Raw genomic sequence first — 25,930 nt, forward strand, 5'->3', positions numbered from 1 at the left:
GCGAGGACCCGCAGCCGCTCGCCGGCGCTGGGCCGCCGGCCCGCCGGCCCGGTGGGCTCCGCCCCCGCCGCCGTTCCCGAGGGCCGTGCCGGTGTCGTGACCGTTCCCGTGTGTGCCTGCACGTTGTCCATCTTCCGTCAGTCGGGCGCCCGTTCGGCAGGGAGGGGCGGGTGCCCCTCCCTGGCGGAGGGGCACCCGGCGGTTCAGCCGACGGCGACGGTCGGGGCGGGCCGGGTCTCCGGGGGTTCCGGCGGCTGCGGCTCCCGCGCCAGCCGGCCCGGCCACCACACCTTGCGCCGCAGCGCCACGCTCGCGCTGGTCACCAGGTAGGTCCGGACGAGGAAGGTGTCGAGCAGCACGCCGACCGCGATCACGAAGCCGAGTTCGACGAGCTGGACCAGACCCATGTTCGTGAGGACCGCGAAGGTGGCCGCCAGCACCAGGCCCGCGGAGGCGATCACGCCTCCGGTGGTGCGCAGCGCGGTGAGCGCGGCGGCGGCCGGTTCGGAGCCGTTCAGGGACTCCTCGCGCATGCGGTGCATGAGGAAGATGCCGTAGTCGACGCCGAGGGCGACCAGGAAGACGAAGGACAGCAGGCCGAGTCCGGGGTCCGTCCCCTCGAATCCGAACAGCGGCTCGAACACCAGCCCGCCGATGCCGAGGGCCGCACCCCACACCGCGACCACGGCGGCGACGAGGAGCAGCGGGGCCACCAGGCTGCGCAGCAGGGCGACCAGGATCAGCAGCACGGACACCAGCACGATCGGTACGACGACGAGCCGGTCGCGGGCGTTGGTGTCCTGGAGGTCGATCTGCTGGGCGCTCGGACCGCCGACGTACGAGCCCTTGGTCTCCCCCCGGTCCAGGTCCGCGCGCAGGGACTTGATGGTGGCGGTCTCGGCGGCCGACTGGGGCGCGCCCTTCGCGGTGACGGAGATCTCCGTCCAGCCCTTTCCGCCGCGGCCCGGATCGGCGCTCGCCACGCCCCGGTGGTGGCGGATCTCGGCGAGGGCCGCCGCGGCGCGGTCCGTGGGGGCCATCACGGTGATCGGCTGGGTGCCCTGGCCCGGGTAGGCGCGGGCCAGGGTCTCCATCGCGGCGACGGAGTCGGGGGTGTCGACGAAGGAGTCCTCCTGCTTGAGCGAGCCCGGCAGGTTCAGCGCGCCGACGGCGAGCGCGCCGAGGAGGACGGCGCCGCCCGCGAGGACGGTGAGCGGCCGGCGGCCCGCGGAGGACCCCATCGCGGCGAACAGGCTGCGCCGCTGCCTGGGTTCGCTCCCGAACGCGGGCACGAGCGGCCAGAACACGCGGCGGCCGAGCACGACGAGGACGGCGGGCAGCAGGGTCAGCATGGCGACGAGCGCGCACAGCACGCCGACGGTGCCCATCGGGCCCATGCCCCGGCTGCTGTTGAGGTCGGCGGCGAGCAGGCACAGCAGGCCGGCCGCGACGGTGCCGGAGGAGGCGAGCACGGCGGGGGCGCAGCCGCGCAGGGCCTGGCGCATGGCGTCGTAGGGCCGTTCCACCCGCCGCAGTTCCTCCCGGTAGCGGGAGATGAGCAGCAGGGCGTAGTCGGTCCCGGCGCCGAACACGAGGATCGTCATCACTCCGGAGCTCTGGCCGGAGATGGTGGTGCCGAAGGCCTGGTGGAGTCCGTAGGCGACACCCATGGAGAGGTAGTCGGCGACGCCCGCGACGGCGAGCGGCACGAGCCACAGCAGCGGGCTGCGGTAGATGAGGATCAGCAGGACGGCGACCACGGCGACGGTGGTGTAGAGCAGTGGTCCGCCGAGGGAGCCGTACACCTCGGAGGCGTCGGTGGCGAGCGCGCCCGGCCCGCCCACCTCGACGTCCATCCCGTTCTCGGAGCGGGCGACGTCGCGTACGTCGTCGACGAACGCGTCGCGCTTCTTCTCGTCGGTGCCGGGCGCGGAGCTGGCGACCGGGTACATCAGCGTGGTGCCGTCCCGGGACGGCACGCCCTTCGGGGGCGCCGTCAGCGGTTCGCGGCCGGCGATGTCGGCGACCTGCCGGGCGGCCGTCGCCCGGTCGGCGGTGCTCAGTCCGCCGTCGCGGTGGTAGACGAGGACGAGTTCGGTGCTCTCCCCGCCGGGCAGCCGGTCCTCGATCTTCGCCACCTGGGTGGAGTCCGCGCTCGCGGGCAGGTAGTCCACGGCGCGGTCGTGCTGGACGTCCGCGAGCTTCGACGCGAACGGTCCGACGACGGCCAGGACGGCCACCCACAGACCGAGCAGCACCCAGGGAACGGCCCTTCGCCGTGTACGCGTGGTTGTCTCTCCGGGCCCCATGACGGGGTCCTCCCCTCCTGGCCGGATGTCTGGACAGGCACCAGACTCCCGGCGCGCGGGCGCGGATTCGTCGCGCCGGAGGGCGAGTTCACGGGTACTGCGCGGGGTGGCCGGACGGCCGGATTACTCCCGCGGGAGTACGGCGCGCCCACACTCGGGGGTACGCGCGGGCCGGCCTACGAGGGGGTGCGCGCCGCTGCCAGCAGCCGGGTCACGTCGTCCGCGCAGATCGTGAGCGCTGCGCCCACGGTCGCCAGGGCGTCGCGCTCGGCGGGGGTGTAGGGCCCGTCGGCGAGGGCGATGCGGGCGCCCTGGAGGAGGATCGCCTCGCGGCCGGTGGGGGCCAGGTGCGGGGCCAGTGGGTCCAGCGCCTCGTGGAGCTCTATGGCCAGGCTTGCTCCGCACGGTCCTCCGAGAACCCGGCCGGTGTCGGCGGCGAGCGCCTCGACGAGGGCTCCGAGCTGGTCCTCGGTGCAGTCGTCGAAGCCGGCGGAGCGCACAGTGCTCGCGGCGGTCTCCAGGGACGTACGGGCGCAGGTGCCCCCGGCGGCGAGAACGGCGAGGGCGACGGTGTGGACGGCGTCGCGGAGCATCGCCGAGAAGCGGGTGGTGGTGGGGTGGTCGAGGACGTCGGCGCCGTAGTGGTGGCGGCAGGCGGCGCATTCGACGACGGGCCCGGTCTCGCCGCGCGGGACGACGGGGACGCCGAGGAGGGTGAAGCGGCGGCGGCCGGTCAGGCGCTGGTAGTTGCGGTCGCCTCCGCAGCCGGGGCAGAAGAATTCGCCGTCGCCGACGGTGGTCCAGGCGGTGCGGGTGCCCAGGATGCGGGGAACCTGAACTGCACGACCGTTTCGTCCCCATCCTGGCAGCACGTCGCACACCTCCGTTACTCCCCCACCGCCTTTTGGGCGTGAGAGGTGACCCCGCGGCAACATCGCCGCGCTGGCGTGATGTTAGCCACATTGTTGATGCGGAGTCAGTACCCAGGACGAGACCTTCCCGTGACCTCCACAGGGATTGGCCGGTAAACGACGGGGCCCCGCCCGCCTCGAAAGGCGGACGGGGCCGGGAAGAACCAGGTGAACGAGGTCAGCGGGTCGCGCGGTTGACGGCGGAGACGACGGCCTTCAGCGAGGCACGTGTCGTATTCGCGTCGATCCCGATCCCCCACAGGACCTTGCCGTCGATCGCGCATTCGATGTACGAGGCGGCCTGCGCGGAGGCGCCCTCGCTCATCGTGTGCTCCTGGTAGTCCAGCAGGCGTACGTCGATGCCGATGGACTGCAGCGCGTCGAAGAACGCCGAGATCGGGCCGTTCCCGGACCCGCTCAGGACGGTGTCGGCGCCGTCGACCGACGCCTCGACGGTGAGCGTGTCCACGCCGTCCTTGTCCGTGGTGGACTGACCGTTCTTGACCTGGATGCGGCCCCACGGGTTCTCGGGGTTGGGCAGGTACTCGTCCTGGAAGGTCGCCCAGATGTCCTTCGGCGTGATCTCGCCGCCCTCGGCGTCCGTCTTCGCCTGGATGAGCTTCGAGAACTCGATCTGCATACGGCGCGGCAGGTCCAGCTTGTGGTCGTTCTTCAGGACGTAGGCGATGCCGCCCTTGCCGGACTGCGAGTTGACGCGGATGACGGCCTCGTAGGACCGGCCGACGTCCTTCGGGTCGATCGGCAGGTACGGGACGGCCCACTCGATGTCGTCGACGGTGACGCCCTTGGCCGCGGCGTCGGCCTCCATGGCGTCGAAGCCCTTCTTGATGGCGTCCTGGTGGGAGCCGGAGAAGGACGTGTAGACCAGGTCGCCCACGTACGGGTGGCGCGGGTGGACCTCCATCTGGTTGCAGTACTCCCACGTACGACGGATCTCGTCGATGTCGGAGAAGTCGATCTGCGGGTCGACGCCCTGCGAGAACAGGTTCATGCCCAGGGTGACCAGGTCGACGTTGCCGGTGCGCTCGCCCTGGCCGAACAGGCAGCCCTCGACGCGGTCGGCGCCGGCCATCACAGCCAGCTCGGCGGCGGCCACGGCGGTGCCGCGGTCGTTGTGCGGGTGGACCGACAGCACGACGTGCTCACGGCGCGACAGGTTGCGGTGCATCCACTCGAAACGGTCCGCGTGGGTGGAGGGCGTGGAGCGCTCGACGGTGGCGGGCAGGTTCAGGATGATCTCGCGGCCCGGGCCGGGCTGGTAGACGTCCATGACCGCCTCGCAGACCTCCAGGGCGAAGTCCAGCTCGGTGTCGGTGAAGATCTCGGGGCTGTACTGGTAGCCGAACTCGGTCTCGGGGTCCAGCAGCTTCTCCGCGTACTCCATGACCAGGCGGGTGCCGTCGACGGCGATCTGCTTGATGTCGTCCTTGGAGCCGCGGAAGACGACCCGGCGGAAGACCGGCGCGGTGGCGTTGTACAGGTGCACGGTGGCGCGCCTGGCGCCCTTCAGCGACTCGACGGTCCGCTCGATCAGGTCCTCGCGGGCCTGGGTCAGTACGGAGATCGTCACGTCGTCCGGGATCGCGCCCTCTTCCTCGATGATCGAGCGCACGAAGTCGAAGTCGGTCTGGCCGGAGGCGGGGAAACCGACCTCGATCTCCTTGTAGCCCATCTTGACCAGCTGGTCGAACATCCGGCGCTTGCGCTCGGGCGACATCGGGTCGATCAGGGCCTGGTTGCCGTCGCGCAGGTCGGTGGAGAGCCAGCGGGGGGCGGCGGTGATCCGCTTGTCGGGCCAGGAGCGGTCGGGGATGTCGACCTGCTCGTACCGGCCGTACTTCTTGATCGGCATGGAACTGGGCTGCTGGCGGTTCGCCATGATTGCGTGGGCTCCTCGATGTGTCCGCGGTGTCCGCTGTCCGCGAGTCCGGAAGGACGGCCGACGGCGCAGCGCCAAACTCCGCGGGGAGGGGGTCGGCCTCGACTACAGGCCCTCGCCGCGGCAGCTAAGGAGAAGCAGCCCGAAACGCATGATGCTCCGCAGCCTAGCCGAGCCGTGCCCCGTGCGGGGTGGTGTTCCAGTATGCGGGATCGCATGCGCAAAACGGACAAAAAGTGCGCCATACCACTCGACGACGGCTTCCGATGCTCCTTATCGCCGCATTTCACCAATCATGGTTGCAGGTAGTGACAGTGGCATAACTCAGTGCAAGGGTGCCGGGCATGACGACCAACGGGGGCTTCGAGCCCGTCTTCTGCACCATCGTGCCGCCCCACGTCCTCGACAAGCTCGCCCAGCACGAGGACCCCGCACTCGCCGGTCCCGCCCGCCAGACCCTGGAGCGCGACGCCTACGAGCGCACCCACCGCCGGCTGACCACCGTCATCGGCGCCCCGACCGTCGCCCCGACCGCGGAGGCGGAGGAGGACAAGCCGCACCGCACGATCTACGACGCCCGCCACCACCAGGACCTGCCCGGCAAGAAGGTGCGCGGCGAGAACGACAAGCCCGGCAAGGACGCCACGGTCAACCGCGCCTACGCCGGTCTGGGCGCGACCTTCGAGCTCTACCTGAAGGCGTACGGGCGCAACTCGATCGACGGCTCGGGCCTGCCGCTGGACGCGACGGTGCACTTCGACCGGGACTACAACAACGCCTTCTGGAACGGCGAGCAGATGGTGTTCGGCGACGGCGACGGCGAGATCTTCCTCGACTTCACCATCCCGGTCGACGTCATCGGGCACGAGCTGACCCACGGCGTCACCCAGTACACGGCGAACCTCACCTACTTCGGCCAGCCGGGCGCCCTGAACGAGTCCATGTCGGACGTCTTCGGCTCGCTGATCAAGCAGTACACGCTCGGCCAGACCACCGCCGAGGCCGACTGGCTGATCGGTGCGGGCCTGCTCGCCCCGCGCGTCACCGGTACGGCCCTGCGCTCCATGAAGGAGCCGGGCAGCGCGTACGACGACGACGTGCTCGGCAAGGACCCGCAGCCCGGCACCATGGACGGCTATGTCCGCACCGGCCGCGACAACGGCGGCGTCCACATCAACTCGGGCATCCCCAACCACGCCTTCTACCTGGTCGCCCAGGCGCTCGGCGGCCACGCCTGGGAGCGGGCCGGGCAGATCTGGTTCGACGTCCTCACCGGCGGGCAGCTCCAGTCCCAGGCGAGCTTCGCCGACTTCGCCGCGCTGACCGTCGCCCAGGCACGCGAACGGTACGGGGACGGCGAGGAGCTCCAGTCGGTGCTGAAGGCCTGGGAGCAGGTCGGGGTACCGGCCGCGTAGCCCCGGCGCGCGACTCGTACTAGACAGGACCCATGCGTATTCAGGTGAGGCGCACGGGCGGATTCGCGGGCATCGAGCGTCATGCCGAGGTGGACACCTCGGGACGGTCCGACGCCCACGAGTGGCAGGCCCTGGCCGAGCAGGCGGTCGCCGCCGGCCGGGGCACGCCCCCCGTCGGCGTCCCGGACGGCTTCAGCTACCAGATCACCGTGGACGGGAAGACGGTGTACGCGGCCGATCCCCGGCTCACGGAGGAACAGCGGACGCTGATCTCCCGAGTGCTGAAGGAGGGCGCGTAGCCGACGGCCGCCGAGGGGAGTTCCGTCCGGGGCGCGGGCAGCCGCCCGGCCCCGACGGCCGTGGTCACGGCGTGACCACGGCCTCTTCCCCTGGGCGCCCGAAGGGCAACAACCTTTTCCCACCGCCCCGTTGACTTCCGTTACCGCCGGTACGGATGATCGCGCGCATGGCGACGAACCCCCTCCCGCAGTTCCCGCCCGGCTTCCTCTGGGGCGTGTCCACCTCGGCCCACCAGATCGAAGGGGCCGCCGACGAGCGCGACCCCTCGGTGTGGGACGCCTTCACGGCCGAACCGGGGCGGATCAAGGACGGCTCGACCGCGGAGGTGGCCTGCGACCACTACCACCGCTACCCCGAGGACGTCGCGCTGCTCGCCGGTCTCGGCGTGGACGCGTACCGCTTCTCCGTCTCCTGGCCCCGGGTGAACTCCCCCGGCGGCCTCGACTTCTACGACCGTCTCGTCGACGAGCTGTGCGCGGCGGGCGTACGCCCCGTCCCCACCCTCTTCCACTGGGACCTGCCGCTGGAGCTGGACTGGCTGTCCCGCGACACGGCGGCCCGATTCGCCGACCACGCCTCCGTCGTCGCCGAACGCCTCGGTGACCGGGTGCAGAAGTGGATCACCCTCAACGAACCGGCCGAACACACGCTGCTGGGCCACGCGCTCGGCGCGCACGCCCCCGGCAGACGACTGCTGTTCGACGCGCTGCCGGTGGCCCACCACCAACTCCTGGCCCACGGCCTCGCCGTACGGGCGCTGCGCGCCGCGGGAGCCGACGACATCGGGATCGCCAACTCGCACGGACCCACCTGGGCGGCGTCCCGGCGCACCGAGGACGTGGAGGCCGCCGACTTCTACGACGTCCTCCTCAACCGGCTGTTCGCCGACCCGCTGCTCCTCGGCCGGTACCCGGAGGGCATCGGCGACCTGCTGCCCGGTGACGTCGAGGCCGACCTGAAGGTGATCGCCGAACCCCTGGACTGGTACGGCGTGAACTACTACCAGCCGACGAAGGTGGGTGCCCCCGAGGGCGCGGAGATCGAGTTCAGCGGACTGACCCTGCCCGCCGACCTTCCCTTCTCCGTACGCGAACTGGAGGGCTACCCGGTCACCGACTTCGGCTGGCCGGTCGTCCCGGAGGCCCTCACCGAGCTGCTGGTCGGCCTCCACGAGCGCTACGGCGACCGGCTCCCGCCCGTCGTCATCACCGAGAACGGCTGCTCGTACGAGGGCATCGACGACCAGGAGCGGATCGCCTTCCTGGACGGTCATGTCCGTGCCCTGCACCGGGCGCTGGAACAGGGCGTCGACGTGCGCGGCTACTTCGTCTGGTCGCTGATGGACAACTTCGAGTGGGCCGAGGGCTACGCCCGGCGCTTCGGACTCGTCCACGTCGACTACGACACGCTGGAGCGGACCCCCAAGGCGTCGTACACGTGGCTGCGGGACGCCCTGCGGGCGCAGGCGCGCAGATGACGGCCGCCGATCCCGTCGTGCCCGCGGGGGACGGCGCGCTCGCCGAGCCCGTCGAGCGGGTGGGGCGCGGCTGGACCGCGGCGCTCTCGCTGGCCAACGGCGCCATCTGGGTGGGCTGGTTCGGGCCGCTGCAGATCCTCCTCGCCTCCCAGGCGGAGGACTTCGCGCCCGGCACCGGCATGTCCAAGGAGACGGTGCTCGCCTGGGTCACGGGGGCGGGCGCGGTGGTCTCGCTGGCCGCCAACCCGTTCTTCGGCGCGCTCTCCGACCGTACGACCGCCCGATGGGGCCGCCGTACGCCGTGGATCGTCGCCGGGTCGGCGGGCGGCGCGCTGTCCCTGCTGCTCCTGGCGGGCGCCGGTGGGGTCTGGACGATGGCGGCCGGCTGGTGCCTGGTCCAGCTGACGCTGAACGCCGCCTTCGCCGCGATCACGGCGGCGGTCCCGGACCGGGTGCCGCGGCTCCAGCGGGGTTCCGTGGGCGGCTGGCTCGGCGCCGCGCAGATCCTGGGCGTGGTCGGCGGGACGGGACTCGCGGCGGCCGCGGGCGGCACGGGCGCGGGGTACGCGGCGTGCGCGGTCTTCACGCTGGCGGGCGTCCTGCCGTACGTCCTGCGCCACCCGGATCTGCGGCTGCCCGCGTCGGCCCGCGCGCCCTGGGCCTGGCGGTCCTTCCTCGCCTCCTTCCGGCTCAGCCCGCGCCGCCACCCGGATCTGGCGTGGGCCTGGCTGACCCGTTTCCTGATCAACCTGAGCAACGCCCTCGTCCTGCTCTACCTGCTGTACTACCTGCGCGACCGGCTGCACCACCACGACCCGGAGGAGGGCGTCCTCGTCCTCACGGCGGTCAACGCCGTCACCCTGCTCGCCACGGTCGTCGTGGGCGGGGTCTGGTCGGACCGGGTGGGACGCCGCAAGCCGTTCGTCATCTGGTCGGGCGTCCTGATGGCGGTGGCCACGGCCGCCCTGGCCGGCTGGCAGACCTGGCCGGGGGCGATCGTCGCGTCGGCTGTGCTGGGCATCGGCTTCGGCGTCTTCACGTCCGTCGACTTCGCCCTGATGACCGACGTGCTGCCCGAGGCGCTCGACCGCGGCAAGGACCTCGGCGTCATCAACATCGCCAACGCCCTCCCCCAGGTCGCGGCGCCCGCGCTGGCCGCGCCGATCGTGACCCATCTCGGCGGGTACCGGGTGCTGTACCTGGTGTCGGCGGCGATCGGGCTCGCCGGGGCGGTACTGGTGCGCAGGATCAGAGGGGTGGAGTAGGGCTCTCACAGGGCTCCGGCGTCCCGGGCCGCCCAGGCCGAGGGGAACAGCGGACGGTAGCCGAGCTCGCGGCGGACACGGTCGGTGGAGACGACCCCCAGCCACGGGTCGGGGTCGGTGCGCTCGTGCAGGGCGGCCGGGGCTTCGGCCCGGTTGAGCTGGTGCAGTTCGACCGCCGTGACGGGGACGTCGTCGGCGATGTTGTAGACCCTGCCGTCGATGCCCGGCGCGTGGAGCAGGCGCAGCAGTCCCTGGGCCACGTCGGCGTGGTGGACCATCTGCAGCCGCTGGGCGGCCGCCCAGTGCCCGGCCCGGTCCAGGGACCGGGCGAGGTGCGGGTCGCCCTCGCCGTACACGAAGGCGAGCCGGCCGATCCGCACGGGCAGCCCCTCCAGTGCCAGAAGCAGCCGCTCGGCCTCCGCCTTGGACTCGGGGTAGGCGCCCCACATCGCGCCGCCGGGCCGCACCGGGTCGTCCTCGGTGTGCGGACGCCCCCGGCCCGCCCCGTACACCAGATTCGTGCTGACCTGCACGAAACGCCGTACGCCGCAGGCCCGAGCGGCGCGGCCCAGCTCCACGGCCGCGTCCCGGTTGACCGCCCGCGCCTCCTCGTCCGGCACCCCGCGGAACGCCGCCGCGACGTTGACGACCGCGTCCACCCCCGCCACGGCCCTGCCGAGCGCCTCCGCGTCCCGCAGATCACCGACCACGACCTCGGCGCCCATCTCCGCGAAGGGTTCGCCGCGCCCCGCGTCACGCACCAGGACCCGTACCCGCTCCCCCCGCCGCGTCTGCGCCAGCAGCCTCGGCACCAGGCGCCTGCCCACCTGTCCGGTCGTCCCGGTCACCAAGGTCAGCATCATGTGCTCCTCTCGTCGGTGACCAGCCTCCGCCGGAGCCGGGGCGGCCGGCAGAGACCTCCCTGTCCGGGGACCGGCAGTGCCTGGATAAGCCGGGCGGGTTCGGACACGCTGGAGGGGTGGACCGAGCCGAACTAGCCGACTTCCTGCGCCGCAGCCGCGCCCGCCTCGAACCCTCCGACGTGGGTCTCGCCGCCGGCGCCCGGCGCCGCACACCGGGCCTGCGCCGCGAGGAGGTGGCGGCCCTCGCGGGCATGTCCGTGGACTACTACACCCGGCTCGAACAGTCCCGCGGCCCCCGCCCGTCACGGCAGATGCTGGGCGCGCTGGCACGGGCGCTGCGGCTCACCGGTGACGAGCGGGACCATCTCTTCCACCTGGTGGGCGAGGAACCGCCGCGCGCCGAGTACGCCTCGGGGCATGTCCGGCCCGGACTGCTGCTCATCCTCGACCGGCTGCACGACGCGCCCGCGCAGGTCATGACCGACTACGGCGACGTCCTCGCGCAGAACGCCATGGCGGTGGCCCTCGTCGGCGAGGCGGGCCCGGAGCGCAATCTCGTACGGCGCTTCTTCACCGATCCGCGGGCCCGGGCCCTCTTCCCGCCGGAGGACCACGCCGAGCTGGCCCGCAGCCATGTGTCCCACCTGCGTGCGGTCACCGCGGCCCGGCCCGACGACCCGGCCCCCGCCCGCCTCGTGGCCGAACTGCGTGCCAAGAGCGCGGAGTTCGCCCGGCTGTGGGAGGAGCACGAGGTCGCGGTGCGGCGCGCCTCCACGAAGCGGTTCGCGCACCCCACGGTGGGACTGCTCGACCTGGACTGCGAGATCCTGCTCAGCTCCGAGGACCATCAGATACTGATCGTCCACACGGCCCGCCCCGGCACCGAGTCCCACGAGCGGCTCCAGCTGCTGCGGGTGGTGGGTCTGCAGGACATGACGCCCGCGCGCCGTCCCCATCCTCCACTCTCGCGCTGAGCGGTGCCCGGGGACCGACTTCGGCCACTTTTGACGACCCTTGAAGGAAAGAGCCGGCGTCCCTTGCAATCGTGCGTCACCCGCGCATCAATGGAACCGCACGTTCCGACGGACCGTCAGATGCCGCCGCGCGGCGTCCCGCACCCCGCTCGCGGGCGGTCCGTCCGCGCACACCACTCCCCGCACCCTCACCTGCACGGCGGTGAGGAGACCGTGTGCCCGGACGGGACCGGTTCCGTCCGACCATCCCCACATGGCAATTCCCGTACAAGGGAAGGGAACACGATGAGAGGCAAGCGACTCGGAATCACCGCGGCGCTGGCCGGGGGCACCCTCGCCGCGACCGCACTGGCCTTCGCGCCGGCCGCCGCGGCCGTCACCCCGCAGACGGCCACCATCAACGCCACCTGCAGCATCGGCGGCAGCGGTTCGGCCACCCTCACGGCCACCCAGAGCGGCACCGCCGCGACCATCACCCTGAGCTCCACCGACATCACGGCTCCGATCAGCGTCGCGCAGGACTCGATCAGCTCCACACTGACCATGGTGAAGGCGAGCGGCGGCACCACCGTCTTCAGCGGCACGAAGAACCCCGCCATCGCCGCGGGCGGCGGGGTCGCGGTGGGCCCGCTGGACGGCACCGTCGCCTCCGGCGACAGCCTGGAGGCCTTCGGCGGCTCCCTGCAGATGGTGGTCTTCGGCATCACCATCACCTGCACCGCGTCCGCGGCGCAGTCCCCGGGCCCGTTCGTGTTCGAGTAGGCACGCGTGAGGACCGGCGCCGCCCGCGCGCAGCGGCGCCGGTTCCGCAACCGCTCGGACTCCCAACAGGTCTCACGAAAGCCCGAGTCGATGACATTGACAGAAACTGATGGTCCATCAGTTCGCGCACCGGGACTCCATTGACTTCTCACACGACCCGCACATCAATGGCCCCCTGTCGGCGCAGAAGAGCCGCTGCGCCCGCATCCCTCAGGAGGGGGCAACCACCATGAGAACCACGGGTCCGACAACCCGAAGACGCCGCTGGGCGGCGCTGCTCGGGGCGACCGCCCTCGCGGTCACCGCGGGAGGCGCACTGGCCGCCCCGGCCGGAGCTGCGCCCACGGACGTGGACTTCCCCACGCACTGCATCCCGCCGGCGATCGCGGGCATCCCGCCGATCGACGGCACCACCACCGCGAAGATCACGGTCGACAACGCCGCCCCCAAGGTCGGCGACACCGTCACCGTGACGTACACGGTGGTCAAGCCCGCCGCGAGCAACCCCGTCGACCTGGCCCTGCCGGCCGACATCATGACGCCCACCGGCAAGGTCACGCTCGGCGGGGCGCAGACCGGCGCCGTCACGGTCGCCGGGCCCAAGAAGAACGACCCGGTGCCGGGCAAGGGCGCCTTCCCCTCGTTCAGCATGACCGGCACGTTCACGGTCACCGCGCCGGGCGCCATCACGCTCTCGCCGGGCGACTACAACATCCACACCAGCTACATCATGGAGCTGGACACCCCGTGCACGGTGACCGACCCGCCCGCCCCGGTGTCCGAGACCGTCACCGCGACGAACGGCGGCGGACAGACCAACAACCGTGCCATCCAGCTCGGTTCGGCCTCCGGGAACCCCGGTGACGGCGTGACCGTCACCGGCAGCGACTTCACCCCGGGCGCCACCGTCACCCTCGCCGGACGCTCCGGCGGCACCCAGACCGCCGACACCGCGACCGTGACCGCGGACGGTCAGGGCGCCTTCAGCGGCACACTCGTCGTCAACGACCGGACGACGACCGGCGTGGTGGCGTACGAGGGCGCGAGCTGGAACGCCGACAAGGGCGCGGGTCCCGCCACGTACGTCGTCGTCGACGACACCCCCGTCCCCGACAACGCCCAGAGACTCACCACCACGGTGAAGGCGGGGACGCTGTCCATGACGCAGGCCGGGGACGCCGTCGAACTGTCGGCGGTCGACTTCGGCAAGGGCGGCGCCTCGACCGGCGCGCTGAAGACGGTGACCGTCAAGGACTTCCGCGGCGGCCCCGCGGGCTGGTCCCTCACCGGCAAGGTCACCGACTTCACCGGCCCCGGCGCGAAGATCGGCGCCGGAGCGCTGAGCTGGACCCCGGCCTGCGTGACCAAGGCGGGCAGTCCGAGCACCTGCCGGGCAGGCTCGTCCGGCACGGTGGGCTCCTCGGGCGCGACGCTGGCCTCCACCCCCGACGGCACGCTCACCGGCGGTGAGTTCACGGTCGACGCCGGGCTGTCGCTCGACGTGCCGGCGTTCACCCCGCCCGGTTCGTACTCCGGCGTGCTCACGCTGACGCTCAGCTGACCCGTCCGTCCGCACCTTCGGTGGCCGGGCGCGCACCCGCCCGTCCGCCTCGTCCGTGGGGGTCCGCACCCATGCGCAAGCTGTACGTCCTCCTCCTGAACGCCCTGCTCGGCTGCGTGACGGTGCCTTCGTACGCCGCCGACAACGGCAGCTGGTCCGTCTACCCCGTCGCCACGCGTCTGGCGGCACGCCCGTACTTCTACCTCTCGGCCGACCCCGGGCAGACCTTGCGGGACAAGGTCACCGTCGCCAACAAGACCGGCGGGCCGCTGACCTTCCGGCTGTACGCGGCCGACGCCTACAACACCGTCCGCGACGGCGGATTCGCCGTGCGCACCGTGCGCGAGAAGCAGCGCGGGGTGGGCGCGTGGGCCGAGCCGGCGCGCTCCCGGGTGACGGTGCCCGCGCACGGCTCGGTGACCGTGCCGTTCACGCTCCGGGTGCCCGAACGGGCCGAACCCGGCGACCACCCCGGCGCACTGGTCGCACTGGACGAACGCGTCGAGGCGGGCGACGGCTCACTCGCGGTCGGGGTGCAGCGGGCGGTGGCCGCGCGCGTCTATCTGCGCGTCGGTGGCCCCACCGTGCCCGCCCTCGCCGTCGAGAAGGTCCGCGTCAGCCACCACCAGCCCCTGGTACCGGGCCTCGGGGCCGCCACGGCGACCGTCTCCTACACCCTCCACAACACCGGCAACGTGACCCTGCACCCGAAGGTGCGCCTCAGGGCGGAAGGACTCTTCGGCCGCACCCTGCTCGCCCGCGGCCTCACCGAGGTCCCCTCCGAGCTGCTCCCCGGTCAGCGGGTCCGGCTGAGCGAGCCGTGGTCCGGCGCCCCGCAGCTCGACCGGGGCGACGTGACGCTGACGGCCGACGCCGCCGGGACCCGCGACTCGGCGAGCGCGTCCTTCTTCGCCCTGCCGTGGCTCGTCGCGGCGGTGGTGGCGGCCGGGATCGCCACGGCCGTGGTGGTGATCAGAGCGCGTCGGGACCGCGCTCGCCCGTCCGTACCCGTACGACGGTCTCCACCGGTACGGACCACACCTTTCCGTCGCCGATCTTCCCCGTCTGCGCGGCCTTCACGATCTCGTCGATGACGGCCTCCGCGTCGGCGTCCTCGACGACGACCTCGATCCGGACCTTGGGGACGAGGTCGATCTGGTACTCGGCCCCGCGGTACACCTCGGTGTGGCCGCGCTGCCGACCGTATCCGCTGGCCTCGGTCACGGTCAGCCCGTGCACGCCGATTTCCTGGAGGGCGGTCTTGACCTCGTCGAGTCGGTACGGCTTGACGATCGCGGTGATGAGCTTCATGCCTGGGTCTTGGCCTTCTGGGCGGTGGGGAGGGATGCGGAGACCGGGGCGCCGTGCCCCAGGACCCCGTGATCGTAGGCCGTCTCGGCGTGCACCGTAAGGTCCAGGCCGGTCCGCTCGTGCTCCTCGTCCGCCCGCAGGCCCATCAGCCGGTCGATCAGCCTGCCGATGCCGTACGTGACCGCGAAGGCGTACGCCCCGACGGCCACCACGGCGACCAGCTGCCTGCCGAGCTGGCCGAGCCCGCCGCCGTACAGCAGCCCCTCGGCCCCGCCCGTCATCTCCTTGACGGCGAAGACGCCGATGAGCAGGGTGCCGACGATGCCGCCGACCAGGTGCACACCGACGACGTCCAGCGAGTCGTCGTAGTTCAGCTTGAACTTCCAGCCCACGGCGTACGAGCAGACGACACCGGCGGCGAGTCCGACGACCAGCGCGCCGAGCAGCGACACGGTGCCGCACGACGGGGTGATCGCGACCAGGCCCGCGACCGCACCGGACGCGGCGCCCAGGGTGGTCGGGTGGCCGTCGCGGCGCTGCTCCACGAAGAGCCAGCCGAGCAGCCCGGTGCAGCCGGCGGCCAGGGTGTTGAGGAAGGCCGCGGCGGCCAGCCCGTTCGCGCCCATCGCGGATCCCGCGTTGAAGCCGAACCAGCCGAACCACAGCAGCCCGGCGCCCAGCATCACCATCGGCAGGTTGTGCGGGCGCATCGCGTCCTTCTTGAAACCGAGGCGCGGGCCGAGGACCAGACACAGGGCGAGACCCGAGGCGCCCGAGGTGATCTCGACGGGCAGTCCGCCCGCGAAGTCCAGCGCACCCAGCGCGTCCACGATCCAGCCGCCCGGACCCCACACCCAGTGGGCGACGGGAACGTATACGAGCAGCGCCCAGACCGGCACGAACACCAGCCACGCGGAGAACTTCGCCCGGTCCGCGACCGCACCGCTGATCAGCGCGGCCGTGATGATCGCGAAGGTGAGCTGGAAGGTGGCGAACAGCAGGGTCGGCACGGTGCCGTGGACACCGTCCGGGCCGATCCCCGCCATGCCGGCGTGCCGCAGCCCTCCGACGAGTCCGCCGAAGGCGTCGTCCCCGAAGGCCAGGGAGTACCCGGCCACCAGCCACACCACCGTGACCAGGGCGATCGACACGAAGCTCATCATCAGCATGTTGAGGACGCTCTTCGTGCGCACCATGCCGCCGTAGAACAGGGCGAGGCCGGGCGTCATCAGCAGGACCAGCGCGGTGGCGGCGAGCAGCCACGCCGTGTCACCGGTGTCGACCGGTGGTTTCCCACCGGGAGCGGAGGCGAGGACCAGGGGCAGGGCGGTGGCCGGCGTCACGGTGTCTCCAACGGGGTGGGGGCTGCGTCAGAGAGTTGTCGGCCCTCGTTTCCGGACGTGCACGCCCAGGTTTCCGTCGTGTTTCGTGTTGCGCCGGGGTTTCCGGAACCTCACCGCGTACCACTCGGGCGCACGGCGTGCGGCGGGCGCCCGAGGATCAGGGACAATGGGCGCCATGAGCGTTCGTACCCCGTCATCCGAGCCGTCCGAGGCCACCCATCGCGCCGGTTTCGCCTGCTTCGTGGGCCGCCCCAACGCGGGCAAGTCCACCCTCACGAATGCTCTCGTCGGCAAGAAGGTGGCGATCACCGCCGACCAGCCGCAGACCACGCGGCACACGGTGCGCGGCATCGTGCACCGACCCGACGCCCAGCTGATCCTGGTGGACACCCCCGGGCTGCACAAGCCGCGCACCCTGCTCGGCGAGCGGCTCAACGACGTGGTCCGCACCACCTGGGCCGAGGTCGACGTGATCGGCTTCTGCCTCCCGGCGAACGAGAAGCTCGGTCCCGGCGACCGCTTCATCGCCAAGGAACTGGCGTCGATCAAGAAGACGCCGAAGATCGCCATCGTCACCAAGACCGACCTCGTGGACAGCAAGGCGCTCGCCGAGCAGCTCATCGCGATCGACCAGCTCGGCAAGGAGCTCGGCTTCGAGTGGGCGGAGATCGTGCCGGTGTCGGCGGTCCGCGACAAGCAGGTCGACCTGCTCGCCGACCTGCTCGTCCCGCTGCTGCCCGAGGGCCCGGCCCTCTACCCCGACGGCGAGCTCACGGACGAGCCCGAGCAGGTCATGGTCGCCGAACTGATCCGCGAGGCCGCGCTGGAGGGCGTCCGCGACGAGCTGCCGCACTCCATCGCCGTCGTCGTCGAGGAGATGCTGCCCCGCGAGGACCGGCCCGCCGACAGGCCGCTCCTCGACATCCACGCCTTCGTCTACATCGAGCGTCCCAGCCAGAAGGGCATCATCATCGGCCCCAAGGGCAAGCGCCTGAAGGAGGTCGGGATCAAGTCCCGCAAGCAGATCGAGGCGCTGCTGGGCACCCCGGTCTTCCTCGACCTCCATGTGAAGGTGGCCAAGGACTGGCAGCGCGACCCCCGCCAGCTCCGCAAACTGGGCTTCTGACCCACGCTCCCGGCGCCCCTCACCAGCTCGGGGATGAGCTCCAGCCCGTCCGGCGCCTGATGACGAGGCCGTCCAGGCCGATCCGGGGGTCCGGGGGCGGATCCCCCGGGAACAAGGGACGGGCAGGGGCGGAGGGGGCGAAACCCCTCCGCCCACCGGAGACGGATTCAGCCCGCGGCGACGACACCCCGTACGGCCCCGTCGGGCCCCGCGACGAGCACAGGCGTCCCGGGCCCCCCGAGATCCAGAACCGCCGCACGGTCCTCCTCGGACACCCCCTCCGCGTCGGACACGACCGCCGCCGCCTCCAGGGACTTCGCCCCCGACGCCACGGCCATGGCCACCGCGGTCCGCAGAGCGCTCAGCCGCAGAGACGGCAGCTCCACGGTCCCGGCGACATACGTACGGCCCGTCTCGTCACGCACGGCCGCCCCCTCGGGCACACCGTTGCGCGCCCGTGCGGAACGGGCCAGGGTCACGATCTTGCGGTCCTCGGGGTCAAGCGCGCTGCTGTCGGTCATGCCCCGAGCATACGAAGTGCCGGCGCGGCACCCCGCCCAAGGGGGTCAGCCCGCCACCGGGTACATCGAGCCGCGCCGCCCCTCCGGCGAGGCCAGCCACTCCAGCTTGGCCGCGGTGTTCGCCTCCGGCAGCGGCGTGTGCAGCACGATCGTCAGGTCGGGCCGCGCCGGCACCTTCATGGCCGTCGACTCGACGGACAGCAGCCCCACCAGCGGATGGTCGAGCTCCTTGCGGATCTGCCCCGCGTCCTCGATGTCCCGCTCCTCCCACAGCCCGGCGAACTCGGTGCTGGCCTCCTTGAGCCGCGCCAGCAGCTCCTGGAAGCCCTCGTCGTCGGGCGCGGCCGCGCACGAGGCGCGGAACTGGGCGACGACGGTGCGCGCGTTGGTCTCCCAGGACCGGGACTGCCCGCGGTAGAGGGGGTCGGTGAAGAAGTCGACGATGCAGTTCTGCGTGTTCTCGGGACGCATGCCGAGGACCATCGCGGCGGCGTCGTTGTACATCACGCAGTTGTAGTACGCGTCCATGATGTGCGCGGGGTACGGCATCCACGTGTCGATCAGCCGCCGCAGCCCGTCGCACATGTCCCGGTTCTCGGGAGCCGTCTCGGGCGCGGGCGGGTTGAGCCCGGCCAGCACGTACAGATGGCGCCGCTCGGCACCGCTGAGCAGGAGTACACGGGCGACCGAGTCGAGGACCTGCGGGGACACCGAGATGTCCCGCCCCTGTTCCAGCCACTGGTACCAGGAGGCGCCGACGCCCGCGAGCACGGCGACCTCCTCGCGGCGCAGCCCCGGGGTGCGCCGTCGCGCGCCGCCGTCCGGGAGTCCGGCCCGCGCCGGGGACACCTTGGCCCGACGGCTCATCAGGAAGTCGCGCAGCTCCCGCCGTCGGTGACTCCTGAGCGCGTCCTCCGTCACGTTCGAATCCCCCTCTTGGTGACTGGTGGTGCGACCACCAGCATAAGTTCCCGCTCCCCACGCTTATTCCGGCCGCACGATGCTCTTGGCCATGGCGATCGACACCACCGACCTCGAGTCCACTCCCGTACGCACCCCGCCGGCACCGGCGGCCGACACCTCGCCCGGCGCGCGGCTCTCGGTCCGCGACAAGCTCGTCCTCTTCGTGCTGTGCGCGGCGCAGTTCATGGTCGCGCTCGACTTCTCCGTCCTGAACGTGGCGCTGCCCGTACTGGGCTCGGACCTGGGCATGAGCCGGTCCGCCCTGCAGTGGGCGGTCACCGCCTTCGCGCTGCCGTCCGGCGGCTTCCTGCTGCTGTTCGGCCGCATCGGCGACCTGTACGGGCGCCGCAGGCTCTTCCTGACCGGCCTCGCGCTCTTCGGCGCGGCCTCGGTGCTCGCGACCTGCGCCTGGGATCCGGCGTCCTTCCTGACGGCCCGCGCGCTGCAGGGTCTGGGCGCGGCGGCCATCGTGCCGACCGGCATGTCGCTGCTGACGACGACGTTCCCCGAGGGGCCGGCGCGTGACCGCGCCCTGGGCATCTCCGGCACGCTGCTGTCCCTCGGCTTCACGGTCGGCATGGTGGCGGGCGGCGTCCTGACCGACGCGCTGGGCTGGCGCTCCACGATGGGACTGCTGTCGGTGTTCGCGCTGATCGTGCTGCCGCTGGCGCCGGGTCTGCTGCCCGAGTCCCGCACCCCGGACCGCCCGCGCCTCGACGTGCCCGGCGCGGTCACCGTCACCGGAGGCCTGCTGGCCCTGATCTACGCCCTCTCCACGGCCGCGGAGCGTGGCTTCGGCGGCGCCGACGTGCTCGTGTCGCTCGTCGCGGGCGTGCTGCTGCTCGGCGCCTTCGGACACGTCGAGTCGCGCAGCGCGGCGCCGCTCGTCTCCCTGCCGATGCTGCGCCGCCGCACCGTGGCGTGGGGCAACCTGGCCGGTCTGGTCACCTTCTCGATGATGTCGACGGTGGTCTTCGTCCTGACCCTGTACCTGCAAGAGACGCTCGGCCTGTCCGCCTTCGAGACAGGTCTGGTCTTCGGCGTGCAGGGAGTGCTGTCGGCGGTGGCCGGGGCGTACGCCCCGAAGGTCACCGGCCGCGTCGGCGCCCGTCGCACGCTGGCGGGTTCACTGGCCGGTCAGGGGCTGTTCGTGGCGACGCTGGTGCTGCTGAACGCCCACACCTGGTCGGTCTGGCTCGCCACGGCCGCGGTCTCCCTGGCCAGCATGTGCCACCTGGGCGCGATCATCGCGTACGGCCTGACCGTCACGTCGGGCGTCCCGGACGAGGAGCAGGGCCTGGCCACCGGTCTGGTGACGTCCACTCAGCAGGTGGGGCTCACGGTCGGCATTCCGCTCCTCGGCGTCCTGGCCACCACGTCGGGCGACCTGCTGACCGGGGTCCACACGGTCCTCGCCCTGGACGCGGTGATCGTGCTGGCGGCGGCGGTACTGGTGGGCCTGGGGCTCGGCCGCCGCGCCTGATCGCGGCACGACGGCCCGCGCCGCGACACCGGCGCGGGCCGTCACCGTCTCATCCGCCCGTCGTCTCCTCCGGGGAAGGCGACCGGTGCGACAGAGAGCCGAGGAAGCCCTCCCACACGGCCGGCGCGAACGCGAGGAACGGACCACGCCCGTTCTTGGAGTCGCGCACGAGGATCGTCGCACCCGTCCACGCGATCTCCACGCAGTCGCCGTTCCCGCCGGTGCTCGCGCTGCTCTTGCGCCACGACCATGAGCCACCCACGCCGTCCCCTCCAACCTGGGTGTGGACCCGCAGCACCTCTTTCAGAATAGCGGCGCATCATACGGTGATGAGCGAGACAATTCTCGCCAACTTCCCCCTGTGAAACGGACTTTACTGATCCGCCCCGTCGAGCAGGGACACGAGGTCGTCCTGCCCCTGGTCCAGCCTGGACGCCAGCCGGCGCAACAGCGTGTCCACGTGCTCCTTGATGCCCAGGTCCTCCAGCTCCCAGAAGCTCTCCAGGTAGCGACCCGTCTCCTCGGGAGCACTGCTCAGGTAGGAGTCACCGCGCGGGTTCTCCAGATAGATCGAGTCCGGCATCTCGTCGGCATCGAACTCGAAGTGGGTGAAGGGCCCTTGGATGCCCGGGTGCGCACCGATGCTGAACGGCAGGATCTGGACGGTGAGCCGCGGCCGGGTGGCGAGCTCGGCCAACTGCTCCAGCTGGGCGCGCATCACTCCGCGGCTGCCGACCCGCCGCCGCACGACCGACTCGTCGATGACGAAGAACAGTTCGGGGCCCTCGTCGCCCAACAACATCTCCTGGCGCGCGAGACGGCCCTCGATGTAGCGGTCCACCAGCTCCTCGGAGGCCCCGCGGTTGTACGCGCCCATGACGGCACGCGCGTACTCCTCCGTCTGCAACAGGCCGGGAACCACCAGTGGATTGAAGTTGCGGATGATCGACGCCGACGTCTCCATCGCCAGGAACTGGAGGAACTCCTTGGAGTAGATGTCCCGGAACTCCGAGAACGGCATCTTCCGGCTGCCCCGGGCCAGGTCCAGCAGTTCGTCGACCTTGCGCTGGCTGGTGATCTCGTACACCGCGAGCAGCGGGCGCAGGTCGTTGACCGTGATGCCGACCTCACCCGCCTCGATGCGGATCAGCTTGGAGGGACTCCACTCCATCTCCTCGGCCACCTGACGCTGAGTCAGCCCGGTCTTCGTGCGGGCCTTGCGCAGTTCGGTGCGGAGCCGGATCCGCTGGATCGCCGGGCTCGGCGGCTTCGCCTCACTCATGATCCCCCACCCCCATGAGGACCGAGCACGTTGCGACATGGCGATTTCGATGGTTACACATCGGTACCTCTCCGAGAGAACGCACGCTCAGGACGCGACACAGATCACCGCTGGTGGCGGGGGTCGCGCTGGAGCGCCAACTCTCGGGATGCTATGTCGCACATCGGAGCCAACGTATCGGACACACCGACCTGGAGTCAGCATCTAGGACTGTTCACCCGTCTGCGCGGAGGCTACATTGTCAGAGGGAACGTTGTCGCACGGACGGCAACCGCCTCAACTCCGGTTCCACGAAAGGAGGTTCGACCAAGCGGTAGCGAGGTTGACGCCAACCTCCTTGGGAGCCGCCCGACTTCCTCCGACTCACCACCTGTGGATCACCGCGGTATCCACAAGGTATGTGGAGCCGCCGGGAAGGAGGAAAAGCCCCATGGCCACAGAGCCGGAGGGGCGCCGCAACACGTGGACCGACAGGGTGTCCCACATCGTCCCCTGGATGAGTCTCATCTTCCTGATCTACAAGATCATCGAAGAGGTGCTCCACCACGTGTGAGAGAAAACGGCCCCGGCCAAGAAGACCGGGGCCATGGAAGCGGACGCCAGCAGGGCAGGTTCCACTCCGAGTGTGCTTGCTCGGCCTACACGGAGTGGGCCTGTCGAGAGCCCGCCGAACTCATCATTCTGCCGCGATTTTCCCGCCCTGGCGAGCCATCGGAACCCGGTCGGCCGAGGGACGGGTTCACGCCCGGTCGAGCCGGAGCCGCTCGGCGCGCGGCAGTCCCGCGACCACCAGGTCGTACGAGTCCTCGATCAGCTCCCGCACCAGCCGGTCCGGGAGCGACCCGTCCACGGTCACCGTGTTCCAGTGCCGCTTGTTCATGTGATAGCCGGGGACGACGAGCCCCGGGTGCTCGCCGCGCAGCCGTACCGCGTCCTCCGGGTCGCACTTCAGATTGACCGTCAGCGGAGCCGCGTCGAGGTTCGTCAGCGCGAAGAGCTTCCCCAGCACCTTGAAGACCGAGGTCTGCGGGTTGAAGGGGAAGTCCTCGACGGTCGCGTTGAAGGACAGACAGAACGCGCGCAGCTCCTGCGGGGTCACTCCGGCTTCTCCTCCTCGGTGGGCTCCACCGGGCCGACCGGCTCGACGAGCACCGTGACGATCTTGTTGCGGCGCCCGGCCGCGGCTTCGGCGGTCAGCCGCAGCTCCCGCCCGTCGGGCAGTTCGACCACCGACGAGGCCCCGGCGATCGGGACGCGCCCGAGCGCCTTGGCGAGCAGTCCGCCGACGGTCTCCACGTCCTCGTCGTCGTACGCCTCGTAGCCGTACAGCTCGCCCAGGTCGCCGATGTCGAGGCGGGCGGTCACCCGGTAGCGGTCGTCGCCGAGCTCCTGCACGGGCGGCAGCTCGCGGTCGTACTCGTCGGTGATCTCGCCGACGATCTCCTCGAGGATGTCCTCGATGGTCACGATGCCGGCCGTACCGCCGTACTCGTCGATCACGACGGCGACGTGGTTGCGCTCCTGCTGCATCTCGCGCAGCAGGTCGCCCGCGTTCTTCGTGTCGGGCACGAAGGTGGCGGGCCGCATCGCCGTGGACACCAGTTCCGACTCCGCCTCCCGGCTGATGTGCGTCTTGCGGGCCAGGTCCTTCAGATACACGATGCCGACGATGTCGTCCTCGCTCTCCCCCGTGACCGGGATGCGCGAGAAACCGGAGCGCAGGGCGAGCGTGAGGGCCTGACGGATCGTCTTGTAGCGCTCGATGGCCACCAGATCGGTCCGCGGGACCATCACCTCGCGCACCAGTGTGTCGCCCAGTTCGAAGACGGAGTGCACCATGCGGCGCTCCTCGTCCTCGATGAGCGACTCCTTCTCCGCGAGGTCGACCATCGCGCGCAGCTCCGCCTCGGAGGCGAACGGGCCGCGCCGGAAGCCCTTGCCCGGCGTGAGCGCGTTGCCGATGAGGATGAGCAGCGGCGGGATCGGGCCCATGACCCGGGCCAGCGGGAGCAGGACGTACGAAGCGGCCGTCGCGGTGTTCAGCGGGTGCTGGCGGCCGATGGTGCGCGGGGACACACCCACCGCGACGTACGACACGAGGACCATCACGCCGATGGCGACCGCCAGGGCCTGCCAGGTCTCGTCGAACTCCTTCAGGCACGCGTACGTGACGAGCGCGGCGGCGGCCATCTCGCAGGCGACACGGACCAGCAGTGCCACGTTCAGGTAGCGGGTGGGGTCGGCGGCGACCTGGGCGAGCTTGGCGCTGCCGCGCCGGCCCGACCGGACGGCCTCCTCGGCACGGAAGCTGGAGATGCGCGCGAGACCCGCCTCCGCGCAGGCGGCGAGCCAGGCGACGACGACCAGCGCGATGGCGCCGACGACGAGCTGTGGACTCATGACACGGTCGGGGCCGGGGACGGGCCGGTCAGGCCCTTCTCCGCACGCCACCCGTCCACGATGGCCGCCTGGAGGCCGAACATCTCGGCCTTCTCGTCCGCTTCCTCGTGGTCGTACCCCAGCAGGTGCAGCACCCCGTGGACGGTCAGGAGCTGGAGCTCCTCGTCCATGGAGTGCTGCGTCGGAGCCTCCCGGCCCTGCCGCTCGGCGACCTCGGGGCACAGCACGATGTCGCCGAGCAGGCCCTGCGGAGGCTCGTCGTCGTCCTTGGACGGCGGGCGCAGCTCGTCCATGGGGAAGGACATGACATCCGTGGGGCCGGGCAGGTCCATCCACTGGATGTGCAGCTGCTCCATGGCGTCGGTGTCCACGACGATCACCGAGAGCTCGGAGAGCGGGTGGATGCGCATCCGTGTGAGCGCGTAGCGGGCGATGTCGAGGATCGCCTGCTCGTCGACCTCGGTTCCGGACTCGTTGTTGACGTCGATCGACATGGTCGTGCTGGCTCTACTTCCCCTTGTGACCGGCTTTGCCGCGAGCACCCCTGTGGGAGCCGTTCTCGGTGCCGTTCTCGCTGTCGTACTTCTCGTACGCGTCGACGATACGGCCGACCAGCTTGTGGCGTACGACATCGTGGGACGTGAGGCGGGAGAAGTGGACGTCCTCGACGCCCTCCAGGATGTCCTGGACCTGGCGCAGACCGGACTTCGTGCCGTTCGGCAGGTCGACCTGCGTGACGTCGCCCGTGATCACGATCTTCGAGTCGAAGCCGAGGCGGGTGAGGAACATCTTCATCTGCTCGGGGCTCGTGTTCTGGGCCTCGTCCAGGATGATGAAGGCGTCGTTGAGCGTGCGGCCGCGCATGTAGGCCAGGGGCGCGACCTCGATGGTGCCCGCCGCCATCAGGCGGGGGATCGAGTCGGGGTCGAGCATGTCGTGCAGCGCGTCGTACAGCGGGCGCAGGTAGGGGTCGATCTTCTCGTAGAGCGTGCCGGGCAGGAAGCCGAGGCGCTCGCCCGCCTCCACCGCCGGGCGGGTCAGGATGATGCGGTTGACCTGCTTGGACTGCAGGGCCTGCACCGCCTTGGCCATGGCCAGGTACGTCTTGCCGGTACCGGCGGGGCCGATGCCGAAGACGACCGTGTGCTTGTCGATCGCGTCGACGTACCGCTTCTGGTTGAGCGTCTTGGGGCGGATGGTGCGGCCCCGCGAGGACAGGATGTTCTGCGTGAGCACCTCGGCCGGGGTCTCCTGGCCGTCGCCCTCCCCGTTCTCGCTCGCCCTGAGCATGGCGATCGAGCGTTCCACTGCGTCCTCCGTCATCGGCTGCCCCGTGCGGAGCACCAGCATCATCTCGTCGAACAGGCGCTGGACGAGGGCGACTTCACCGGCGTCGCCGACCGCACTGATCTCATTGCCCCGGACGTGGATGTCGGCCGCCGGGAAGGCCTTCTCGATCACGCGCAGGAGCGCGTCTCCGGAACCCAGCACGGTCACCATGGGGTGCTTGGCAGGGACGGTGAAGTGCGCTCGCGCCTGCTCCTGAGCGGAGCTGTGAGCTGTGGGTGTCTGAGTCATGGGCCGGCTCTGTAGGCCTGCGAATCCTCCTCGGTCGGCACGCTTGCCACACGGGCAGCCTTGCGGTTCCAAGGGTACGTCGCTGCACTGACAGAGCCGTAGGGCTTTTCGTCACCCCGTGCCGAGCGCCCGCGCCCCGCGCACGACGGCGCGCGCCGGGAGCGGGACGGTCGGGAGCGCCCCGCC

At 71.2% G+C, this 25,930-nt stretch carries 24 protein-coding genes and 1 pseudogene; 11 read left to right on the plus strand and 14 right to left on the minus strand.

Annotated elements, in window-relative coordinates; translation table 11 throughout:
* Window positions 1-203: 203 nt before the first annotated feature.
* The 3 genes from ACZ4IF_RS03210 to leuA all read right to left on the minus strand — a co-directional run bounded on the left by ACZ4IF_RS03210 (window position 204) and on the right by leuA (window position 5,120).
* The gene (locus tag ACZ4IF_RS03210) at window positions 204-2,309 is read right to left on the minus strand and encodes an MMPL family transporter (protein WP_467559062.1); all 2,106 of its coding nucleotides are present in this window, start codon (window positions 2,307-2,309) and stop codon (window positions 204-206) included.
* Window positions 2,310-2,485: 176 nt separating this feature from the next.
* A complete protein-coding gene (locus tag ACZ4IF_RS03215; protein WP_095934299.1) occupies window positions 2,486-3,181 on the minus strand; it encodes a tellurite resistance TerB family protein in 696 nt (231 codons plus the stop codon).
* A gap of 217 nt (window positions 3,182-3,398) precedes the next feature.
* On the minus strand, window positions 3,399-5,120 hold the full coding sequence (gene leuA / locus ACZ4IF_RS03220; RefSeq protein ID WP_467559064.1) for a 2-isopropylmalate synthase: 1,722 nt from the start codon (window positions 5,118-5,120) through the stop codon (window positions 3,399-3,401).
* A gap of 344 nt (window positions 5,121-5,464) precedes the next feature.
* Between leuA and ACZ4IF_RS03225 the strand changes: the two genes are divergently transcribed.
* The 4 genes from ACZ4IF_RS03225 (at window position 5,465) to ACZ4IF_RS03240 (ending at window position 9,577) form a co-directional block, all read left to right on the plus strand.
* The gene (locus tag ACZ4IF_RS03225; RefSeq protein WP_467559066.1) at window positions 5,465-6,535 is read left to right on the plus strand and encodes a M4 family metallopeptidase; all 1,071 of its coding nucleotides are present in this window, start codon (window positions 5,465-5,467) and stop codon (window positions 6,533-6,535) included.
* Between the two features lie 32 nt (window positions 6,536-6,567).
* Window positions 6,568-6,834 (plus strand): protealysin inhibitor emfourin, encoded by a 267-nt coding sequence (locus ACZ4IF_RS03230; protein ID WP_432173408.1) that lies wholly within the window; start codon window positions 6,568-6,570, stop codon window positions 6,832-6,834.
* 155 nt (window positions 6,835-6,989) lie between these two features.
* Window positions 6,990-8,312: a GH1 family beta-glucosidase gene (locus tag ACZ4IF_RS03235; RefSeq protein WP_467559068.1), complete on the plus strand. Its 1,323-nt coding sequence runs from the start codon at window positions 6,990-6,992 to the stop codon at window positions 8,310-8,312.
* Complete coding sequence (locus ACZ4IF_RS03240) at window positions 8,309-9,577, plus strand: MFS transporter (RefSeq protein WP_345642087.1); 1,269 nt, start codon at window positions 8,309-8,311, stop codon at window positions 9,575-9,577. The genes ACZ4IF_RS03235 and ACZ4IF_RS03240 overlap by 4 nt, the downstream gene beginning before the upstream one ends.
* A gap of 5 nt (window positions 9,578-9,582) precedes the next feature.
* Here ACZ4IF_RS03240 and ACZ4IF_RS03245 read toward each other — a convergent pair whose 3' ends face one another.
* Window positions 9,583-10,437: an NAD-dependent epimerase/dehydratase family protein gene (locus ACZ4IF_RS03245; protein WP_467559071.1), complete on the minus strand. Its 855-nt coding sequence runs from the start codon at window positions 10,435-10,437 to the stop codon at window positions 9,583-9,585.
* 119 nt (window positions 10,438-10,556) lie between these two features.
* On the opposite strand from ACZ4IF_RS03245, the gene ACZ4IF_RS03250 reads away from it, so the two are divergent.
* The 4 genes and pseudogenes from ACZ4IF_RS03250 to ACZ4IF_RS03265 form a co-directional block, all read left to right on the plus strand.
* Window positions 10,557-11,414 carry a helix-turn-helix transcriptional regulator gene (locus ACZ4IF_RS03250; RefSeq protein ID WP_467559073.1) on the plus strand — a complete coding sequence of 286 codons (858 nt, stop codon included), beginning with the start codon at window positions 10,557-10,559 and terminating at the stop codon, window positions 11,412-11,414.
* Window positions 11,415-11,699: 285 nt separating this feature from the next.
* Window positions 11,700-12,176 carry a hypothetical protein gene (locus ACZ4IF_RS03255; RefSeq protein ID WP_467559075.1) on the plus strand — a complete coding sequence of 159 codons (477 nt, stop codon included), beginning with the start codon at window positions 11,700-11,702 and terminating at the stop codon, window positions 12,174-12,176.
* 229 nt (window positions 12,177-12,405) lie between these two features.
* Window positions 12,406-13,737: a beta-xylosidase gene (locus tag ACZ4IF_RS03260; RefSeq protein ID WP_467559077.1), complete on the plus strand. Its 1,332-nt coding sequence runs from the start codon at window positions 12,406-12,408 to the stop codon at window positions 13,735-13,737.
* Window positions 13,738-13,808: 71 nt separating this feature from the next.
* Window positions 13,809-14,813, plus strand: a pseudogene (locus ACZ4IF_RS03265) (DUF916 domain-containing protein); the annotation flags it as partial.
* On the opposite strand, the gene ACZ4IF_RS03270 reads toward ACZ4IF_RS03265, so the two are convergent.
* Both ACZ4IF_RS03270 and ACZ4IF_RS03275 read right to left on the minus strand, forming a co-directional pair.
* The gene (locus ACZ4IF_RS03270; protein ID WP_467559079.1) at window positions 14,710-15,048 is read right to left on the minus strand and encodes a P-II family nitrogen regulator; all 339 of its coding nucleotides are present in this window, start codon (window positions 15,046-15,048) and stop codon (window positions 14,710-14,712) included. The pseudogene ACZ4IF_RS03265 and the gene ACZ4IF_RS03270 overlap by 104 nt on opposite strands.
* Window positions 15,045-16,391: an ammonium transporter gene (locus ACZ4IF_RS03275; RefSeq protein ID WP_467559081.1), complete on the minus strand. Its 1,347-nt coding sequence runs from the start codon at window positions 16,389-16,391 to the stop codon at window positions 15,045-15,047. The genes ACZ4IF_RS03270 and ACZ4IF_RS03275 overlap by 4 nt, the downstream gene beginning before the upstream one ends.
* Before the next feature lie 166 nt (window positions 16,392-16,557).
* Between ACZ4IF_RS03275 and era the strand changes: the two genes are divergently transcribed.
* Window positions 16,558-17,517 carry a GTPase Era gene (era, locus tag ACZ4IF_RS03280; RefSeq protein WP_028804606.1) on the plus strand — a complete coding sequence of 320 codons (960 nt, stop codon included), beginning with the start codon at window positions 16,558-16,560 and terminating at the stop codon, window positions 17,515-17,517.
* A gap of 167 nt (window positions 17,518-17,684) precedes the next feature.
* Here era and ACZ4IF_RS03285 read toward each other — a convergent pair whose 3' ends face one another.
* Both ACZ4IF_RS03285 and ACZ4IF_RS03290 read right to left on the minus strand, forming a co-directional pair.
* Window positions 17,685-18,038 (minus strand): cytidine deaminase, encoded by a 354-nt coding sequence (locus tag ACZ4IF_RS03285; protein WP_028804607.1) that lies wholly within the window; start codon window positions 18,036-18,038, stop codon window positions 17,685-17,687.
* 45 nt (window positions 18,039-18,083) lie between these two features.
* Complete coding sequence (locus ACZ4IF_RS03290; RefSeq protein ID WP_467559940.1) at window positions 18,084-18,905, minus strand: helix-turn-helix transcriptional regulator; 822 nt, start codon at window positions 18,903-18,905, stop codon at window positions 18,084-18,086.
* 145 nt (window positions 18,906-19,050) lie between these two features.
* On the opposite strand from ACZ4IF_RS03290, the gene ACZ4IF_RS03295 reads away from it, so the two are divergent.
* Window positions 19,051-20,484, plus strand: a complete 1,434-nt coding sequence (locus tag ACZ4IF_RS03295; protein ID WP_467559083.1) for an MFS transporter — start codon at window positions 19,051-19,053, stop codon at window positions 20,482-20,484.
* A 49-nt stretch (window positions 20,485-20,533) separates the two neighbouring features.
* On the opposite strand, the gene ACZ4IF_RS03300 is transcribed toward ACZ4IF_RS03295, so the two are convergent.
* Window positions 20,534-20,746 (minus strand): DUF397 domain-containing protein, encoded by a 213-nt coding sequence (locus ACZ4IF_RS03300; RefSeq protein ID WP_467559085.1) that lies wholly within the window; start codon window positions 20,744-20,746, stop codon window positions 20,534-20,536.
* 111 nt (window positions 20,747-20,857) lie between these two features.
* Window positions 20,858-21,766, minus strand: coding sequence for a helix-turn-helix domain-containing protein (locus tag ACZ4IF_RS03305; protein WP_467559087.1), 909 nt, complete (start codon window positions 21,764-21,766; stop codon window positions 20,858-20,860).
* A 430-nt stretch (window positions 21,767-22,196) separates the two neighbouring features.
* On the opposite strand from ACZ4IF_RS03305, the gene ACZ4IF_RS03310 reads away from it, so the two are divergent.
* Window positions 22,197-22,319, plus strand: a complete 123-nt coding sequence (locus tag ACZ4IF_RS03310; protein WP_257004723.1) for a hypothetical protein — start codon at window positions 22,197-22,199, stop codon at window positions 22,317-22,319.
* 186 nt (window positions 22,320-22,505) lie between these two features.
* On the opposite strand, the gene ACZ4IF_RS03315 is transcribed toward ACZ4IF_RS03310, so the two are convergent.
* The 4 genes from ACZ4IF_RS03315 to ACZ4IF_RS03330 are packed head-to-tail and all read right to left on the minus strand — an operon-like array spanning window position 22,506 to window position 25,744.
* On the minus strand, window positions 22,506-22,865 hold the full coding sequence (locus ACZ4IF_RS03315; protein WP_359487353.1) for an MmcQ/YjbR family DNA-binding protein: 360 nt from the start codon (window positions 22,863-22,865) through the stop codon (window positions 22,506-22,508).
* Window positions 22,862-24,166 (minus strand): hemolysin family protein, encoded by a 1,305-nt coding sequence (locus ACZ4IF_RS03320; RefSeq protein WP_467559089.1) that lies wholly within the window; start codon window positions 24,164-24,166, stop codon window positions 22,862-22,864. Before ACZ4IF_RS03320 ends, ACZ4IF_RS03315 begins: the two co-directional genes overlap by 4 nt.
* A complete protein-coding gene (gene ybeY / locus ACZ4IF_RS03325) occupies window positions 24,163-24,660 on the minus strand; it encodes an rRNA maturation RNase YbeY (RefSeq protein ID WP_028804613.1) in 498 nt (165 codons plus the stop codon). The genes ACZ4IF_RS03320 and ybeY overlap by 4 nt, the downstream gene beginning before the upstream one ends.
* A 13-nt stretch (window positions 24,661-24,673) precedes the next feature.
* Window positions 24,674-25,744 (minus strand): PhoH family protein, encoded by a 1,071-nt coding sequence (locus ACZ4IF_RS03330; protein WP_467559091.1) that lies wholly within the window; start codon window positions 25,742-25,744, stop codon window positions 24,674-24,676.
* Window positions 25,745-25,930: the final 186 nt, after the last annotated feature.

The sequence above is a fragment of the Streptomyces sp. NPDC025784 genome (assembly GCF_055558435.1).